The 17,445-nt window shown below is 72.9% G+C and carries 11 protein-coding genes; 6 read left to right on the top strand and 5 right to left on the bottom strand.

Features of this window, described 5'->3' with window-relative positions; all coding sequences use genetic code 11:
• Positions 1-76: 76 nt before the first annotated feature.
• A complete protein-coding gene (locus ACFWEE_RS20200; protein WP_386890831.1) occupies positions 77-613 on the bottom strand; it encodes a lamin tail domain-containing protein in 537 nt (178 codons plus the stop codon).
• Positions 614-1,050: 437 nt separating this feature from the next.
• Here ACFWEE_RS20200 and ACFWEE_RS20195 point away from each other — a divergent pair, with 437 nt between their 5' ends.
• Both ACFWEE_RS20195 and ACFWEE_RS20190 read left to right on the top strand, forming a co-directional pair.
• A complete protein-coding gene (locus tag ACFWEE_RS20195; RefSeq protein WP_386890830.1) occupies positions 1,051-1,434 on the top strand; it encodes a hypothetical protein in 384 nt (127 codons plus the stop codon).
• Between the two features lie 155 nt (positions 1,435-1,589).
• On the top strand, positions 1,590-2,186 hold the full coding sequence (locus tag ACFWEE_RS20190; protein ID WP_386890859.1) for a DUF4291 domain-containing protein: 597 nt from the start codon (positions 1,590-1,592) through the stop codon (positions 2,184-2,186).
• A 91-nt stretch (positions 2,187-2,277) separates the two neighbouring features.
• On the opposite strand, the gene ACFWEE_RS20185 is transcribed toward ACFWEE_RS20190, so the two are convergent.
• Positions 2,278-3,936 (bottom strand): ATP-binding protein, encoded by a 1,659-nt coding sequence (locus ACFWEE_RS20185; RefSeq protein WP_386890828.1) that lies wholly within the window; start codon positions 3,934-3,936, stop codon positions 2,278-2,280.
• Positions 3,937-4,069: 133 nt separating this feature from the next.
• Here ACFWEE_RS20185 and ACFWEE_RS20180 point away from each other — a divergent pair, with 133 nt between their 5' ends.
• The 4 genes from ACFWEE_RS20180 (at position 4,070) to ACFWEE_RS20165 (ending at position 10,455) form a co-directional block, all read left to right on the top strand.
• The gene (locus ACFWEE_RS20180) at positions 4,070-4,900 is read left to right on the top strand and encodes a response regulator (protein ID WP_386890826.1); all 831 of its coding nucleotides are present in this window, start codon (positions 4,070-4,072) and stop codon (positions 4,898-4,900) included.
• Between the two features lie 127 nt (positions 4,901-5,027).
• A complete protein-coding gene (locus ACFWEE_RS20175; RefSeq protein ID WP_386890824.1) occupies positions 5,028-7,754 on the top strand; it encodes an alpha/beta fold hydrolase in 2,727 nt (908 codons plus the stop codon).
• Positions 7,751-8,641: an ABC transporter permease gene (locus tag ACFWEE_RS20170; RefSeq protein WP_386890822.1), complete on the top strand. Its 891-nt coding sequence runs from the start codon at positions 7,751-7,753 to the stop codon at positions 8,639-8,641. Before ACFWEE_RS20175 ends, ACFWEE_RS20170 begins: the two co-directional genes overlap by 4 nt.
• Before the next feature lie 185 nt (positions 8,642-8,826).
• On the top strand, positions 8,827-10,455 hold the full coding sequence (locus ACFWEE_RS20165; RefSeq protein ID WP_386890821.1) for a von Willebrand factor type A domain-containing protein: 1,629 nt from the start codon (positions 8,827-8,829) through the stop codon (positions 10,453-10,455).
• Positions 10,456-10,551: 96 nt separating this feature from the next.
• On the opposite strand, the gene ACFWEE_RS20160 is transcribed toward ACFWEE_RS20165, so the two are convergent.
• The 3 genes from ACFWEE_RS20160 to ACFWEE_RS20150 form a co-directional block, all read right to left on the bottom strand.
• Positions 10,552-11,418, bottom strand: a complete 867-nt coding sequence (locus tag ACFWEE_RS20160) for a peptidoglycan-binding protein (protein WP_386890819.1) — start codon at positions 11,416-11,418, stop codon at positions 10,552-10,554.
• Between the two features lie 197 nt (positions 11,419-11,615).
• On the bottom strand, positions 11,616-14,267 hold the full coding sequence (locus ACFWEE_RS20155; protein ID WP_386890817.1) for a glycoside hydrolase family 3 C-terminal domain-containing protein: 2,652 nt from the start codon (positions 14,265-14,267) through the stop codon (positions 11,616-11,618).
• A gap of 216 nt (positions 14,268-14,483) precedes the next feature.
• Positions 14,484-16,949: a glycoside hydrolase family 9 protein gene (locus tag ACFWEE_RS20150; RefSeq protein WP_386890815.1), complete on the bottom strand. Its 2,466-nt coding sequence runs from the start codon at positions 16,947-16,949 to the stop codon at positions 14,484-14,486.
• Between the last annotated feature and the right edge of the window lie 496 nt (positions 16,950-17,445).

The following is a 17,445-nucleotide window of genomic DNA, read 5'->3' as shown; positions in this document are numbered from 1 at the left end:
GCCCGGTCAGCGCGCGCCTGCCCGGGCCGTGCCGCACCACCTCGTCACCCGGTGGGGCCCGGCCCCTCCGGTGCGCTCAGTGGCGGTTGTCGCGGCCGGGGCCGCGGTTGTCGTCGCGTCCGTCACGACCGCGGTTGTCGTCGCGGCCGTGACGGCCCCACGACTTCTCGTCGACCTTCCGGCCGCGGGAGTCGCGCAGCGTGGCGGTGTCGCTGTTGTCCCAGACGTAGTTGTTGCGGTCCTGGTAGACGTCCGTGCGGCTGTCACGGCCCACACCGGTGTGGACGCGCACCGACGAACGGCCTTCGAGACGCAGGTCGAAGCGGTAGGTGCGGCGGCTCTCGTCGGTGAGCGTCCAGCCGCGCAGGTTGACGGCCTGGCGGGACGTGTTGGTGACGGTCACCCACTCGTCGTTCAGCGAACGGTTGGAGCGGTTGTCGCGGCCCGGGCTGTCGTACTGGATCTTGCCCAGGACGACGGAGGAGCGCGGGGCGGGCTTGACGCGGTCGTGCCCGCGGTCGTGGCCGTCCGCGGAGGCCGGCAGAGCGGCTGCCGCGAGCAGGGCGCCGGACGCGAGGACAGTAGCGGTGATCCGTCGTGCGGTACGGGACATGGGACCCCTCGGTACAGGCCCGGACGGGGAGGTCCGGGCGGTTCTCGGCCCCGGCGTTCGCTGCCGGGAGCACAGACTCTGGCCGGATTCGCCGATGGCCGGAAGTCGCTCCGGAGCGCGGTTACACAGTGCAGACATTTCCGTTATGGACGGATGTAGCTCGCACTCGCCGCGATCGTCGGGACCCTGTCAAATGGTGCGCAATGCACCCACCCTTGCGCCGCAAGGGCGAGATCGACTCCGCGCAGTTCGCGCCCCGCTCCGTGCCACCTTGTGTGCGCCCTGTGAAGAAGGTGGAGGAACGTAACGGCAGTTATCGGTCAAATCGAATGGGAGTCTGCATGTTTCCGGCTGACTCGTCGAACCGTTCGAGGGGAGACGGTTCCGCAGCGGCCGAACACCGGGAACGCGCCGGTCCGGGCGCCTATGCTCGCGGGATGGAGCAGAGGGAAGTCCTGAAGCGAGTGATCGGCATCCTCACCGAAGCCGGCGAGATCCAGCGGCTGCTCGAAGAGGACGTGGAGCGCGACGACGTCGACATGGAGGGCAGTGTCGTCACCGCGCTGCTGAACGAGACGATGCCGCGCATCGCGATCCCCGGGGACGCCACCGTCGAGGAGATGGCCGCCCTGATCGGCCGTGAGGTGGGCGGCGCGGTCGAGCAGTTGGTGGGGGCGTTCACCCTCGCCTTCACGATGCTGGCGCGGGTGCACGACTCCGGTCAGACCGACGTCTCCTCCACCGACGTGCTCCGCGACCTCGCGCTGCAGGCCGAGAGCGGCCCCTCGGGCGAACCCGGGGACGACGCCACCGAGCGCTGACGGTCCGTCCGCGGGGGCGCCGTACCAGGGAGAAACCGGTCAGGGAAGAAGCCGGTCAGGGAAGAAGCCGGTCAGGGAAGAAGCCGGTCAGGGAAGAAGCCGGTCCGCCGCCCCCGGGGAAAAGCCGGTGCGGTGGACCGGTGGGCCCGCGCACCATGGTCGGCATGACCGCACCCCAGTACGAGATCCGGGCCCGGCACACCGACACCACCGTCACCGTCTACCAGGCGTACGCACCGCACATCGGCCTGCCCGCCGCGCGTGACGGCCGCTTCCCGCAAGCCTGGAAGCGTGACCGGATGACCTGGGTCAAGCCGAGCTTCCTGTGGATGATGTACCGCTGCGGCTGGGCCACCAAGGAGGGCCAGGAGACCGTCCTCGCCGTCGAGATCACCCGCGAAGGCCTCGCCTGGGCCCTGGAGAACGCCGAACTCTCCCACTACGTACGCGGGCTCCACCCCGACCGCGCCGCCTGGAGCCGCAGCCTCCGCCGCGCCCCGGCCCGCGTCCAGTGGGACCCCGAGCGCGATCTGCGGCTCGATCCGCTGCCGTACCGCTCGCTCCAGCTCGGCCTGTCCGGCGAGGCGGCGGCGCGGTACGCGGACGAGTGGACCGTCTCCGTCACCGATGTCACCCCGCTCGCCCGGGAGATCCACCACCTGGTCCGCGCCGGAGACCTCGACGCGGCGAGCGCCCTGCTCCCGCAGGAGAGGCCGTACGCCGGGGGAGCCGGGGCGCCCCGGCCGCGGTAGGCGTCCGGACGGAGGGCTCAACCGGTAGCCGTCCGGACGAAGGGCTCAGCCGGTAGCCGTCGGACCGGGGGCCGGGGAGGCGGTCCCGCGCTCACTTCTCCGTACGGTCCGCCCCCTGGCGCTCGCCCTCGCCGCCCTCGTGCTCGTGGTCGTCCTCGTCCACCGTGCCCGGCAGCGTGAAGACGAAGCGGGTGCCCGAGGTGTAGGTGGTGTCCACGGCGATCGACCCGCCGTGGTGCTCGACGATCTTCTTGCAGAGCGCCAGGCCGATGCCGTTGCCCTCGTAGCTCTCGCGGGTGTGCAGCCGCTGGAAGATGACGAAGACCCGCTCCGCGTACTCGGGCGCGATGCCGATGCCGTTGTCGGTCACCGAGATCTCCCAGAACGGGCGCGAAAGCTCCGCGCTCCCCTCGCGGCCCGGTTCCGGCACCCGGCGGGCGGCCAGGTGGACGGCGGGAGCGGTGCCGGGCGTGCGGAACTTGATCGCGTTGGAGATCAGGTTCTGCAGCACCAGGCCGAGTTGCGTCGGCTGCCCGTGGACCACCGGCAGTTCGTCGTGGGTGACGGCGGCCCCGGTCTGCTGGACGGCCACGTCCAGATCGCCGACCGTCCGCCGCACCAGATCCGTGAGGTCGACCCGCTGGTCGTCGGTGTGGAGCCGGCCGACCCGCGAGAAGGTCAGCAGGTCGTTGATGAGGAGCTGCATGCGGTTGGCGCCGTCGACGGCGAAGGAGATGTACTGCCGGGCCCGGTCGTCGAGTTGCTCCGCGTACCGCCGCTCCAGCAGCTGGCAGAAGCTGGCCACCTTGCGCAGGGGCTCCTGGAGGTCGTGCGAGGCGACGTACGCGAACTGCTCCAGCTCCTCGTTGGAGCGGCGCAGTTCGACGGTCTGGGCGTCGAGCGCCGCCCTGGCCCGGTCCTTGAGTTCGAGGTCCTCCGCGAGCCGGCGCCGCATCGCGTCCACGTCGCCCGCGAGGACCCGGATGTCGGCGGGGCCGGTGGGCGCGAGCGCGTGGGCGTAGTCCCCGGAGGCGACCTTGCGCACGTCCGCCCGCAGCCGGTCCAGGGGCCGCTGCACGCCGAGGCGCAGACCCGCGAAGGCCAGGGCCATCAGCGCGAGCACCACGGCGGCGATCACGACGAAGACCGTGTTGCGCATGGTGCGTACGGAGGCCAGGTCGGTTCGGGCCCGGTCGCGCTCCGCGGCGATGTGCTCCTGCTGGACCCTGAGGGCGGTGCGCAGCGCGTCGAACTGGGTCCGCCCGCTCTCCGCCCGTTCCTGGGCGAGGGCGGTCGGGTCCGCGGCGGCGGCGATGGGCCGGGCGACCGACGCGTGCCACTTCTCGGCGAGCTCGTCCACCCGGGCGAGATCGGCCGAGGCCCGTGCGTCCCCGGCCGTGAGGTCCTCCAGCTCGGCCATGGCGGTCTTCTGCTGGGCCAGACCGGTGCGGTAGGGGTCGAGGAACTCCGCGTCCCCGGCCAGGCCGTAACCGCGGATGCCCGTCTCCTGGTTGACCAGCGCCGCCTCCATGCGCACCGAGGAGATGAGCGCGGGGGACCAGCGGCCGACGAGCCGCTGGTTGACCGCCGTGGACCGGACCAGGGCCCAGGTGCCGCAGGTGCCGAGCACGAGCAGCACCACCAGGGCCACGGTCGTGCCCGTGACGAGCCAGCGGCTGGTGCTCCAGCCGGGCCGGCCCCGCTCCGGCCGGAGCTCGGCCGGCCGGAAACCCTCTTCGGCGCTCTGCACGGTGGTTTGCCTCTCACTCGGCTGGGAAACGGTGGGCGGATCACGGGCTCCAGTACCCACCGGAGCGCGGGTCACCCTACCCCGCCGACAACGCAGGTTGTCGCGGGCCTCCCGCTCCGGCTACGGTGCGGCCATGACAGTGGAGACCTCGGCGCCTCCCGGGACCGACGAGCTCGCCGACCGCGCGCGTCGCGCCGTCGCGGACCTGGCGCAGCGACTCGCGCTGGAGCCGGACGCCGTCCCGTACGGGGAGGACCGTGACGCCGACGGTCCCCCGGCGGACGAGAACTGGACCGACCCGCTGGCCGCGCTGCGCGCGCTGGCCCTCCTCAGCCGCGCGGTCGACGAGTGCGCCGCCCGGGCGGCCCGCGCCGCCGCGGACGAGGGGGCCGGCTACCCGCAGCTCGGCGGCGCCTGGGGCGTCAGCCGGCAGGGCGCCCGCAAACGCTGGCCCGGCCTGGTCTTCACCGCACGACCGCCCTCCCGCCCCCTGCCCAACGATCACCGGAGCCCCCACATGAACGGCCTTGCACCCCGGCGCACCTACACCGTCCTGCTCGTGGAGGACGACGTGGCCGACGCCATGCTCATCGAGGAGGCCCTGATCGAGCGCGGGATGGCGCGGGGCATCAACCGGGTCGACGACGGGGTGTCCGCGCTGGAGTACCTGCGCGACCCGGCGAAGGACCGCCCGGACCTGATCGTCCTCGACCTCAACATGCCCCGCATGAACGGCCGTGAGCTGCTCGGCGTGCTCAAGAACGACGAGCAGCTCTCCAGCATCCCGATCGTGGTCCTCACCACCTCGGCCGCGCCCGACGACGTCCAGGACGCCTACACGCAGCACGCCAACGCCTACGTGACCAAGCCGGTCAACCTGGACGACTTCGTGCACACCGTCCAGAGCATCGACAGCTTCTTCCTGGAGACCGCCGTCCCGCCCCAGCACCGCCTGGACGGCTGAGAACGCCGCCCCCCGGGGCGCGTACCGCGTCCGCAGTACGCGCCCCTGGGGCCGTACCTCCCAAGGAGGCCGGGGGTTCCGCCCTCCGGCCCGGGAAACGCCTGTCGCCCGGCTTTAGGGTCGTGACATGGAGACCTCTACCGCACGACGGCTCCGGTGGCCCCGCGCGCGCGGCCGATGGGCGGCGGCACTCGCCGCCCTCGTCGTGCTCGCCGGTGCCGGCACCTGGACCGCCGTGGCCGACGACGGCACACCCGCCGTGCACCACCGGGACCGAACGATCCGCGACGGCGGTACGCCCCTGGACACCACGTACTTCACCGCCGACGGCGGCGGGCGGCGCCCCGCCGTACTGCTCGGCCACGGCTTCGGCGGCAGCAAGGACGACGTGCGCGCCGAGGCCGAGAAGCTCGCGGCGGACGGGTACGCGGTCCTCACCTGGTCGGCGCGCGGGTTCGGCGAGTCCGGCGGAAAGATCGGCCTCAACGATCCCGGCGCCGAGGTCGCGGACGTCTCCCGCCTGATCGACTGGCTCGCCACCCGCCCCGAAGTCCGGCTCGACGGCAAGGGCGACCCGCGCGTCGGCGTCACCGGCGCCTCCTACGGCGGCGCGGTCTCCCTCCTCGCCGCCGGGTACGACGACCGGGTGGACGCCGTCGCGCCCGTCATCACCTACTGGAACCTCGCCGACGCGCTCTTCCCGGGCGGGGTGTTCAAGAAGCTCTGGGCCGGGATCTTCGTCAGCAGCGGCGGCGGCTGCGAGAAGTTCGAGCCGCGGCTCTGCGCGATGTACGAACGCGTCGCGGCGAGCGGCGTACCGGACGCCGAGGCGCGCGCCCTGCTGACGGAACGTTCGCCCTCCGCCGTCGCCGACCGCATCGACGTGCCCGCCCTCATCGTGCAGGGCCAGACCGACTCGCTCTTCCCGCTCGGCCAGGCCGACGCCATGGCGAAGGCCGTCTCCGGCAACGGCGCACCGGTCTCCGTCGACTGGATCGCGGGCGGCCACGACGGCGGCGACACCGAGGACGCCCGCGTCCAGAACCGTATCGGCGCCTGGTTCGACCGCTACCTCAAGGGCGACGAGGGCGCCGACACCGGCCCCGCCTTCCGCGTCACCCGCACCGGAGGCGTCGACTCCACCGACGGCGCCGCCCTCACCCGGGGCGCCGGTGCCGACACCTATCCCGGACTGCGCGGCGGCGCCCAGGAGTTCGCCCTGAAGGCCACCGGCTCCGGTCCGGACACCCCGGTCGCCGGAAGCGCCGGAAGCACCGCGAGCACGGGAGGTGCCCCGAGCACCCCGGACACCGTGACCGTCCGCAACCCGGCCGGGGGCAGCCCGCCCGCGATCTCCGCCGTTCCCGGGCTCGGCGCCGGGCTCTCCCAGCTCTCCTCCCTCGGCGTCGGCCTCTCCCTGGACTTCCCCGGCCAGCACGCCACCTTCGACAGCGCACCGCTGACCTCCTCGGTGCGCCTCACCGGCACCCCCACGGTGAAGGTCACCGTCAAGGCCCGTACCGGCGACGCCGTCCTCTTCGGCAAGGTGTACGACGTCGCGCCGGACGGCAAGCGCCAGGAGCTGCCCGCCCAGCTCGTCGCCCCCTACCGGATCACCCCCAACCAGCAGGGCAAGCCGGTCGAACTGACCCTGCCCGCCGTCGACCACGCCTTCGACGCCGGACACCGCTTCCGCCTGGTGCTCTCCGCGACCGACCTCGGCTACGCGTCTCCGGCCGAGCCGAACACGTACACCGTGACCGTCGACGGCCCGCTCTCCGTACCCACCGACGCCGGACTGACCGCCGCGGCGGCCGGACTCCCCTGGTGGACCTGGGGACTTCCGGCCGCAGCCCTCCTGGTCGCCGCCGTGCTGCTGCTCACCGCGCGCCGCCGCAGCGCGACGCCCGCCCCGGACCCGGCGCTCGCGGGCGTACCGCTCCAGATCTCCGGACTCGCGAAGAAGTACGCGGGGGCCGCGGACCGTTACGCCGTCAAGGACCTGGGCTTCCGCGTCGAACAGGGGCAGGTCCTCGGACTCCTCGGCCCCAACGGCGCCGGGAAGACCACCACCCTGCGGATGCTGATGGGCCTCATCACCCCCGACGCGGGCGAGATCCGCGTCTTCGGCCAGGCAATCCAGCCCGGCGCCCCGGTGCTCTCCCGCGTCGGCGCGTTCGTCGAGGGCGCCGGCTTCCTGCCGCACCTGTCCGGCCGCGCCAACCTGGAGCTGTACTGGCAGGCCACCGGCCGCCCCGCCGAGGACTCCCACATGGACGAGGCCCTGGAGATCGCGGGCCTCGGCGACGCGCTCGCCCGGGCCGTGCGCACCTACTCCCAGGGCATGCGCCAGCGCCTCGCCATCGCCCAGGCCATGCTCGGCATGCCGGACCTCCTCATCCTCGACGAACCGACCAACGGCCTCGACCCGCCGCAGATCCGCGAGATGCGGGACGTGATGATCCGTTACGCGGCGGGCGGCCGGACCGTCATCGTCTCCAGCCACCTCCTCTCCGAGGTCGAACAGTCCTGCACCCACCTCGTGGTCATGGACCGGGGACGGCTCGTCCAGGCGGGCCCGGTCGCCGAGATCACCGGCTCCGGCGACATGCTGCTCGTCACCACCGCCGAGGAGGTCGCCGAACCGGTGCTCCGAAAGATCGAAGCGCTCGCGGGCGTCGCCTCGGCGGTCCGCACCGACGACGGGCGGGGGCTGCTGGTACGGCTCGACGGCGCCACCACCGCCGGGCTGATCACCGAACTCGTCCGGCTCGACGTGCCGCTCACCGGTGTCGGCCCGCACCGCCGCCTGGAGGACGCGTTCCTCACCCTGATCTCCGGAGGCTCCGCATGAGCGACGTCCTCACCGGCAGCGGTCCCGCACCCGGCGGGACCGCACCCGGCTACCACCCCCGGCGCACCCTCCCGCTCCGCGTCGAGGCGATGCGGCAACTGCGCCGCCGCCGCACCGTGCTGATGGGCGGAGTGCTGGCCGCCCTCCCGTTCATCCTGATCGCCGCCTTCGCCATCGGCGGCACCCCCGGCTCCCGGGGAGGCTCCGGTGCCGACCGGATCAACCTGATGGACACCGCCACCGCCTCGGCGGCCAACTTCGCCGCCGTCAACCTGTTCGTCTCGGCGGGCTTCCTGCTGGTGGTGCCGGTGGCGCTGTTCTGCGGGGACACCGTGGCCTCCGAGGCGAGCTGGTCCTCACTGCGCTACCTCCTCGCCGCCCCCGTCCCGCGCGCCCGGCTGCTCCGGAGCAAGCTCGTCGTCGCCCTCGGCTTCAGCCTGGCCGCGATGGTGCTGCTCCCGCTGGTCGCCCTCGCGGCCGGAGCGGCGGCCTACGGCTGGGGACCGCTCCAGCTGCCGACCGGCGGCGAACTCGCCCAGTCCGCCGCGCTGCCCCGGCTCGCGCTCGTCGTCGCCTTCGTCTTCGTCTCCCAACTCGTCACCGCAGGGCTGGCGTTCTGGCTCTCGGTGAAGACGGACGCACCGCTGGGCGCGGTGGGCGGCGCGGTCGGACTGACCATCGTCGGCAACGTCCTGGACGCGGTCACCGCGCTGGGCCACTGGCGCGACTTCCTGCCCGCGCACTGGCAGTTCGCCTGGGCGGACGCCCTCCAGCCCCAACTGGAGTGGGGCGGCATGATCAAGGGGTCGGCCGTGTCGGTGACCTACGCCCTGATCCTGTTCGCCCTGGCCTTCCGGGGATTCGGCCGGAAGGACATCGTGTCGTAGGAACCGGGCCGGGTCCGGACACCGCTCCGTGAGGACGTCGTGTCCGGACCCCGATGTTCCGCGTCCCGGACGGCCCCGGGCAGCGTTCCGTCACCGCATCGAGATTCATCCGCAACCGGTTCGACGGCTCCCGGCGCCCCCCGCGCGCGTCACATTCACAGATGTCGACGACTTGGGGGCCTCGGATGAACCACCGCACCTCGATACGCCCGGCGGGCCGGGCACGGGCGGGCGCGGCACTCGCCGCCCTGCTGGTGAGCGCCGCGCTCCTCGCCGGATGCTCGGCGAGCGGCTCGGGCGGCCACTCGTCCGAAGGCTTCGCCGCGGACAAGCGGGGCGGCCCGGTACCCGCCCCCGCGCCCACCGCGCCGGACGAGGCGGGCAAGCAGGCGAAGGGCGACGAGGCCGCACCCGACTACCTCTCCACCTTCGCGCTCGACGTGGACACCGCCAGCTACGGATACGCGCGCCGCGTCCTCGGCGACGGACAGCTCCCGAAGCCGGAGACCGTACGGCCCGAGGAGTTCGTCAACAGCTTCAAGCAGGGGTACGAACGCCCCGGCGGCAACGGCTTCTCCGTCAGCGTCGACGGAGCCCGCGTCGACGGAGCCCGCGTCGACGGAGACCGCGTCGACGGAGCCGGCGCCGGGGGAGGGGCCGACGGCTGGTCCCTGCTGCGGGTCGGACTGGCGACCAAGGCAGCCGACGACACCGCGCCGAGGCCGCCCGCCGCACTCACCTTCGTCGTCGACATCTCCGGCTCCATGGCCGAGACCGGCCGCCTGGACCTGGTGCGGTCCTCCCTCACGTACCTCACCGAGCAACTGCGCGACGACGACTCGGTGGCCCTGGTCACCTTCAGCGACGAGGCCGAGACCGTGCTGCCCATGACCGCGCTGCGCGGCCACCGCACGAAGATCCGGGAAGCCGTCGAAGCACTTCACACGGACAGCGCCACCAACGTCGCCGCCGGAGTGGAACGCGGCTACGACGAGGCCGTGGAAGGCCGCCGGAAGGGCGCCACCAACCGGGTCGTCCTGCTCTCCGACGCCCTCGCCAACACCGGCGAGACCGACGCCGACACGATCCTGGAGCGGATCGACAGCTCACGGCGCGCGTACGGCATCACCCTCTTCGGCGTCGGCGTCGGCAGCGACTACGGCGACGCCCTGATGGAACGGCTCGCCGACAAGGGCGACGGCAACACCACCTACGTCGCCGACGAGGCCCAGGCCCGCAAGGTCTTCGTCGACCAGCTCCCCGCCCACGTCCAGCTGCGCGCCCGCGACGCGAAGGCGCAGGTCGCCTTCGACCGGAAGACGGTCCAGCAGTTCAAGCTCATCGGGTACGAGGACCGGGCCGTCGCCGACGAGGACTTCCGCGACGACAGCGTGGACGGCGGCGAGGTCGGCCCCGGGCACACGGTGACCGCGCTCTACGCCGTACGCCTGCGCGAGAAGGCCTCCGGCCACGTCGCCACCGCCACCGTGCGCTGGCTCGACCCCGTGACCCGCAAGGCGCGGGAGGCGACCGGTTCGGTGGAGACCGGTGCCCTCGACGGAGCGCTCTGGGGCGCCGCCGACCCACGCCTCCAAGTGACGGCGGTGGCGGCCTACTTCGCCGACGAGCTGCGCGGAGGATCCCTTCCCGGCGCCCCGGGACTCGGTGAACTCACCTCCCGTGCGCGGAAACTGGCCGCCGAGACCGAGGACGGCTCGGTGGCCAGGCTGGCCGACGCCATCAGCCAGGCCGCCGCGCTCACGGGCGGGGCGGGCGAGATGCCGAGCGCACCGGCAGAGGGCGAGATGGACTGAGGGGCGGTCCGGACGGAAGCGGCGGGGCCGGGGCGGAAGCGGCGGGGCCGGGGCGGCCGAAACCGTGGGCCGCCCCGGCCCCGCCGCTTCCCCGTCTCACACGTTCGGGACCTTGAGCCTCGCCCAGCTGTCCTCGCCCGGGACACCGTCGGCCGCGTCGCCGACGTACCCGAGCTTGCGCTGCCAGGCGGCGTACGACGCGCGGTCGGACGCCGACCAGGTGGGTCCGGGCCCGACCGCGTACAGGTCGCAGCCCTCCGCCACGAGCCGCCTGCCCATGGCGGTGATGATCGGACTGTTGCGCCCGATCGTGAAGAAACCGGCCCCGGGGAACGGCTCGTACGGCTCCGGGATCGGCCCGTCCGGAGCCGCGCCGAGCCGGACCCCGATCCGGTCGCGCATCGCGGTCATCGGGAAGCCGCGCGGGTCCACCTTCCCCGGCTGCCACTCCAGGTGCCCGATCACGGAGCGCTCGGACCACTTGTGGGCGCGGCAGAGCGCTGCCGACGCCCGCTCGATCGCCAGCAGTTGGGCGGCCGGCCAGGGGTCCAGGCCGTCGCCGAGGTTGACGCACTCGAAGCCGTAGAAGTGGGTGTTGCCGTCCGTGTTGGCCTCGTTGTCGGCAGGCAGCGTCGCCGCCTCGGCGACCACCGCGCGCAGCACGTCGTCGTCGCCGAGCCCGGCGTGGTTGGCACGGCCGTTGCCCACCAGGTGGACCGTGCCCTCCTTGTCGATGACCCCGTGGCAGAGCGGCCCGGGGAGGTCGGAGCGTCCGGAGTAGCAGAGCTCCACGGAGTTCGCGGTGCCGGACGTGACGGTGTGATGGATCATCACGCCGTTGACCGGGCCCCAGGGGCCCTTGTGGTCGCGGTTGTTCGTGCGCCAGCTCTTGTACTCCACCACCTTCAGCCCCTCATCGCGGAGGGCCTTGAGCAGGGTGTCGGCGGACAAGGGGGTTGCCATGGTGGTGCTCCCTCGGTGCTTCGTCTGCGCGGTCGTGCGGAATGCGGTCGTGCGGAACGGGGTCGTACGGAACGCGGCCGTACGGGGATTCTGTGCCCCTCCGTGACCGTCTCCGAACCATCGGTCACCGGGGTGAGGGGGCGCGCAGCGTATCGCGGCCCGCCCCGCCCCCGTGGCCGAAGAGCCCGATCCCCGCCCTACCGGGTGACCCGCACCCGCGTACGCAGCGGCAACTCCGCCGAGGAACGCCCCACCGCGAACTCGTACGACCCCGGCAGCAGCGTCCAGCCGTCCTCCACCGACCGCCACACGGCCAGCGCTTCCCGGGGCACGTCCAGGGCGACGACGGCCGAACGGCCCGGCTCCACCGTCACCTTGGCGAACGCTTTGAGCTGCGAGGGGGGCTCGCCCGCCGCCGCCGGGAAGGTGACGTAGAGCTGCACGACCTCGCTGCCCGCGCGGGAGCCGGTGTTGCGGACCCGCACGGTCGCCCGGTGACCGGAACCGGCCCGGACGACCTTCAGCTCGGAGAGGGCGAAGGTGGTGTACGACAGGCCGTGGCCGAACGGGAAGAGCGGCTGCTCGCCCGACCGCGTGTACCAGCGGTACCCGACGGCCAGCCCCTCGTCGTAGTAGACCTGCTTGCCGTCGCCCGGGAACTCCACCAGCCGCTTGGCCGGCCCCTGCGTCTCCGTCGCCGGGAAGGTCTCGGGAAGCCGGCCGCCGGGCTCCGCGTCGCCGAAGAGCATCGCGGCGACCGCGTTGCCCTGCTCCTGGCCCCCGTACCAGTTGGCGATCACCGCCGGAACCTCCGGCAGCCACGGCATCAGTACGGCCCCCGAGGTGTTGAGCACCACGACGGTACGGGGGTTGGCGGCGGCGACCGCGGCGATCAGCTCGTCCTGGTCGGCGGCGAGGGCCAGCGTCGAGCGGTCCATGCTCTCGGCCGTCACGTCCACCACGACCACCACCGCCACCTCCGCCGCGGCGGCGGTGGCCGCCGCCTCGGCGATCAGCCGGTCCTGCCCCGGCTGGTGGCCCACCCGCAGGCTCGCGGCGCCGGAGGTGTGGCGGTAGGTGACCTCGATGGAGTGCGGGCCCTCGGCGAGGGTCACGAAGCCGTTCTGCACCACCTCGGCCCCGGTCGTGTAATCCGCCACGACCGCCCCGTCGATGGTGAGCACCACCGCCCCGCCGCCGCTCAGCGAGAACCGGTACCGCCCGGTGACGGACGCCGTGTACGTACCGCTGTACCGCGCCGACCAGGCGCCGGTCCGGCCGCTCACCGGGGGTGGCGCGGCGGTCCAGTCGAGGCGGTCGGTGGTCGTGGTGGCGAGGACCGTGCCGGTGAGGTCGGCCGAGGCGTAGTAGACCGCCCGCAGCCCCGCACCCAGGGCGGACGCGGGCACGGCGGGCAGCGCGCCGACCCCGAGGGTGCCGCGCGCGTACGTCACCGGGACGCTCACCGGGGCGCTCGCGGCGCGGGCCGTGATCCCGGCGAGCGGGGTCACCACCCCGCCGTACGGGTTCACGCTGCCCGAACCGCCGCCGTGCGACCGGTACCCCGCACCCGCCGCGTCCCCGATCACCGCCACCGACCGGGGAGCGGCGAACGGCAGCACCCCGCCCGCGTTCTTCAGCAGCACACTGCCCTGCACCCCGATCCGGCGGGCCAGCAGCCGGTTCTCCTCGGTGGAGACGACCGTGTCCAGCAACGTCAGCGGATCGGGGAGCGGGTGGTCGAACAGCCCGACCCGGTACATCGCCGTCAGCACCCGCACGGCCATCGCGTCGAGTGTCTCCCCGGTGACCGCACCCCGCGCCACCGCCGAGGCGAGCGCCGTACCGAGGTACGTCGACCCGGGCATCTCCGTGGTGGACCCCGCCTCGGCGGTTCGCACCGTGCTGTGGGTGCCGCCCCAGTCCGACATCACGATGCCGTCGAAGCCCCAGCCGTCTTGCAGCACGTCCTGGACCAGGGTGCGGTTCTCGTGCGTCCAGACCCCGTTGACCTTGTTGTACGCGGTCATCACCGCGCCCACGCCGCCCTGTTGGACGGCAGCGCGGAACGCGGGGAAGTAGATCTCGTGCAGCGCGCGCGAGGACACCACCACGTCGATCGAGTGCCGCAGCGTCTCCTGGTTGTTGGCCGCGAAGTGCTTCACCGTCGCGATGACGTGCTGCGACTGGATGCCCCGTACGACGGGCGCCGCCAGCGCGGCGTTGAGGTGCGGGTCCTCCGTGAACGTCTCGAACGACCGGCCCCACCGGGGCGTCCGCAGGATGTTGACGCACGGCCCGAGCGCCACGTTGTGCCCCTTGGCCGCCTGCTCACCCCCGTACGCCCTCCCGTACGTCTCCGCCGCGGCCGGGTCCCAGGTCGCCGCCAGCGCCTTCGAACAGGGCCACTGGGTCACCCCCGTCGACCCGTTCCCCACCCCGCTCGGCCCGTCCGCCAGGATCGTCGCGGGGATGCCGAGCCGCTCGTTGCCCGGCACCTTGCCGATGTACCCGGGCCGCGGGACCTCCGCCTTGACGTTCACCCCGTGCAGCAGGGCGATCTTCTCGTCCGTCGTCATCCGCCCGACCAGCTCGACCGCCTTCGCCCGGGCGGCGGCCGACCCGGGCTGCGTCACGGGGCCCACGGACACGGGTGCGGCTCCTTCGACGGCCGGGGCTTCGGCGCCCTTCGCGCCGTCGGCACTTCTGCTGCCCGAGCCCGAGCCCGAGCCCGAGCCCGCGTCCTTGTCCTTGTCCGAGGCAGCGGCCCCGGCCCCCACGGCGGTGAGCCCGGCGGCGAGCGTGCCCGCACTCCCCAGTCTCAGCAGCGAACGACGACTGACCCGCATGGCCTCTCCCGGTGTTGGATGCCAGGAACCTAACGGCCGGTGGCGTGCGGGCCCGGGAGACACCAGCGGTGATGCCGGTCGCGGTACACCGATGCAGCCACGGACGACCGGGCTCCCGCCCGCCGGGAGTGGCAGCATCGGGTGATCGGCCGCACGGCGCCGCCGACGCCGTGCGACCGATCAGCTTCTATCGACCGCCCTGTACCGATCGCCTTCTCAGGCGCAGGGAACGCCGTTCAGGGCGAAGCCCGTCGGGGTGGCGCCCGGCGCCCCGGATCCCTGGAATCCGAAGGACGCCGAACCGCCCGGGGCGATCGCCTTGTTGTGACCGGCGTCGGTGGCCGTCACGGCCGCGCCGGTCTGGGTGGCGGTCGCGTTCCACGCGCTGGTGACCTTCTCCCCGCCGACGAAGCTCCAGACGAGGCGCCAACCGTCCACCGCGGTCGTGCCGGTGTTGCGGACGGTGACGTCGGCGGTGAAGCCGCTGCCCCAGGAGGAGCCGACCTTGTAGACGACGGCGCAGCCCGCCCCCGCAGTGGGCGTCGGGGTCGGCGTGGGAGTCGGTGTGGGGGTGGGGGTCGGTGTCGGGGTGGGCGTGGGAGTCGGGGTGGGCGTGGGTGTGGGTGTGGGAGTCGGGGTGGGCGTGGGCGTCGGGGTGGGTGTCGGGCCGGACCCGTCCGGCAGGGCTCCCCACTGGCGTACGCCCCCGTCCAGCAGCACCAGGTTCGGCGCGTCCGCCGGGGTGGCGCCCGGTGTGGTGGGCAGGCCCTGGAGGGACCAGTCGTTCGACGGGTCCCAGGCGCCCGAGGAACTGATGCGGAACTGGACCTCCTTGCGGTACGCCGACTGCCCGGCCGGCGCGATCACCGTGTTCGAGCAGTCCACGCTCACGTAGTACACGCTGCCCGTGTACAGCGTGGGCCCGCTCGCTGTGCCGCACTGGTTGTAGTTGGTGGTGACCGTGACGGCCGTCGGCGAGACCCCCGGCTCCAGCGTGAAGTAGTACCGCAGGGACGCCTTCGTCAGCGAGCGGGCGGGCCAGGCCGACTTGTTGACCAGGTACGCCTTGATCTCGGTGAAGTTGCTCCCGGAGGCGTTCACCGACGCCTGCGCCAGCACCTGCGGTCCGTCCGGCTGCTCGGTGGGCGGGAAGGCGGTGAGCGGGGCGCCGCCGTACTCGGCGTAGAGGCGGGCGAGGGCGCCCGTGAACGCCGCGTTGTAGTCGGTGGCCACCTCATTGTTGGTGTAGTTCTGCCGGTCGTCGGTGTAGGCGTCGTCGGCCGCGCTCGGACCGCCGACGAGGGCGCCGTAGAGGACGTGCCGGCTTTCGGCGGGGCTGGTGATCTGGTCGGTCCACGAGCCGTGCGAGGTGCGGTGGTGCGGTTTGGTGGGAGGTGTGTTGCCGAAGCCGACGACGTAGCTCGCCCCGCGGGGGTTGTCGCCGAGCGCGTAGTCGATCTGGCGCACCGCGAAGTCGTGGTAGCGCGCCTTGCGGGTCGCGTCGCCGGTCAGCCAGTCGCTGTAGGAGAGCGCGGCGAACGCGGTGTTGGCCGCGTACCGCAGGGAGCCCCACGAGTCCAGCACGGCCTCGCCGCCGGGGGAGTAGCGGACCTTCTCGCCGTTCACCCCGGACGTCCACCAGTCGAGCCACCGGTTGGCGTCGTCGATGTACTTCTGCTTCCCGGTGATCTTGGCGAGGAGCACGTAGGAGCCGTAGGAGGTGTCGTCCCAGGAGAGGGTCCACCGGTAGGAGCGGGTGGTGGTCTGCGGCTCGGTGGAGAGGCCGTCGTAGTACTGCTCGGCCTTGGCGAGGTAGGTGGCGTCACCGGTGGCCCGGTAGAGCCAGACGGCACCCCACACCAGCTCGTCCTGGTACCCGCTCCAGGAGTTGTAGTACGACTTCGCGTCGGTGATGCAGTCGCTGTACTTGCCCCGGTAGGTGTCGGCGAACGCGTACAGCTGCTTCGCGTGGTTGACCAGCTTCGCCGCGTAGGCCGGGTCGTCGTCGGTGAACAGCATGGAGGACGAGGCCATCGCGGCGGCCGTCTGCCCGGCGAGGTCCGTACCGGGGCAGGAGGCGTCGATCCGGTAGGCGGGCCGGGCCATCGGCATCACCTCGGCCGGGCCCCACCACTTGTGGTCGTCGGCGCCGTTGCCCACCTGGCCGTACAGCACGTTCGCGGACGGGTGCGCCCTGACGAAGTAGTCGTTGACGTAACGCAGACTGTCCTTGAGGTACTTCAGCTGCCCCGACGCGGTGTACGCGGCCTTCTGCTCCACGCCGCCCCAGGCCAGGACGGTGGCGCTGTACGCCATGGGCAGACCGAACTTGACGTGGTCTCCGGCGTCGTACCAGCCGCCGGTCAGGTCGAGACCGACGTCCTTGCCGTCGTCGAGACCCGAGTCGCCGCGCCAGGAGACCCGGTTGTCCTCGGGCAGTCGGCCGGAGCGCTGGGCCTCGTAGAAGAAGAGCGACTTCTGCAGCGCCTCGCCGTAGGCGAACGCGGGGGCGGCTGCGGCCGGGGTCGCGGCGAGCGGGGTGAGGGTGGCGGCGAGCAGGGCGGTCACACCGGCGAGGGCGACGCCCCAGCGGGACCGGACGCCGGACGGGAGACGCAGCCGCGGAATCAGCCCGCGGCGTGGACGCAGCCACCGCTGCTTTGCATGTGCCTGACAACGCATGGGTTTCTTCTCTCCGTGGGGAGTGTCGGGAGTGTCGGCCACGGGCAGCGGCGGCGAGGTGTGATGGGAGCGCTCCCGCGCCTCAGACTGCCGCCCCGCGAAACGAAGCGGCAATGTGCGAACGCGCCACTTCCACGCCGCGTGGCCGAAACTGTTCGCTCATTGGGCGGGTACCGCAGCCGAGGGCGGGCCATGCCGGTGGCCGGAGGCGTGATGGCCGGGGCCGGCCCTGAGCGCCGGGTCGAGTTCCCGTGAGGCGTCCGGAATCACGTTGGTGTACGGGCGTTGACAGGACGTCACCCCACTCCCAATATGGGAGCGCTCCCATCGGCGGGACCGGGCCGCCGACCCGCATGCGCCCGACCGCACCGCGCTCACCTGCCGCCTTCCGCGCCGCCCGCGCGGAACATTCCGCTGCCCGGACGCCGCTCCACCCGCCACGTCGCACGCACTCTCGTACTCCCGATCGCCCGCACTTCCGCTCGCCCGAACTTCC

This window comes from Streptomyces sp. NPDC060184 (assembly GCF_042728795.1).
Classification (GTDB): Bacteria; Actinomycetota; Actinomycetes; order Streptomycetales; family Streptomycetaceae; genus Streptomyces.
This window is presented reverse-complemented; position numbering and strand designations above follow the sequence as displayed.

What these genes read in the sequence shown, in the direction of transcription:
- ACFWEE_RS20200 (WP_386890831.1), bottom strand. Translation starts at nt 613, where the DNA reads ATGTCCCGTACCGCACGACGGATCACCGCTACTGTCCTCGCGTCCGGC.
- ACFWEE_RS20195 (WP_386890830.1), top strand. Translation starts at nt 1,051, where the DNA reads ATGGAGCAGAGGGAAGTCCTGAAGCGAGTGATCGGCATCCTCACCGAA.
- ACFWEE_RS20190 (WP_386890859.1), top strand. Translation starts at nt 1,590, where the DNA reads ATGGTCGGCATGACCGCACCCCAGTACGAGATCCGGGCCCGGCACACC.
- ACFWEE_RS20180 (WP_386890826.1), top strand. Translation starts at nt 4,070, where the DNA reads ATGACAGTGGAGACCTCGGCGCCTCCCGGGACCGACGAGCTCGCCGAC.
- ACFWEE_RS20175 (WP_386890824.1), top strand. Translation starts at nt 5,028, where the DNA reads ATGGAGACCTCTACCGCACGACGGCTCCGGTGGCCCCGCGCGCGCGGC.
- ACFWEE_RS20170 (WP_386890822.1), top strand. Translation starts at nt 7,751, where the DNA reads ATGAGCGACGTCCTCACCGGCAGCGGTCCCGCACCCGGCGGGACCGCA.
- ACFWEE_RS20165 (WP_386890821.1), top strand. Translation starts at nt 8,827, where the DNA reads ATGAACCACCGCACCTCGATACGCCCGGCGGGCCGGGCACGGGCGGGC.
- ACFWEE_RS20160 (WP_386890819.1), bottom strand. Translation starts at nt 11,418, where the DNA reads ATGGCAACCCCCTTGTCCGCCGACACCCTGCTCAAGGCCCTCCGCGAT.
- ACFWEE_RS20155 (WP_386890817.1), bottom strand. Translation starts at nt 14,267, where the DNA reads ATGCGGGTCAGTCGTCGTTCGCTGCTGAGACTGGGGAGTGCGGGCACG.
- ACFWEE_RS20150 (WP_386890815.1), bottom strand. Translation starts at nt 16,949, where the DNA reads ATGCGTTGTCAGGCACATGCAAAGCAGCGGTGGCTGCGTCCACGCCGC.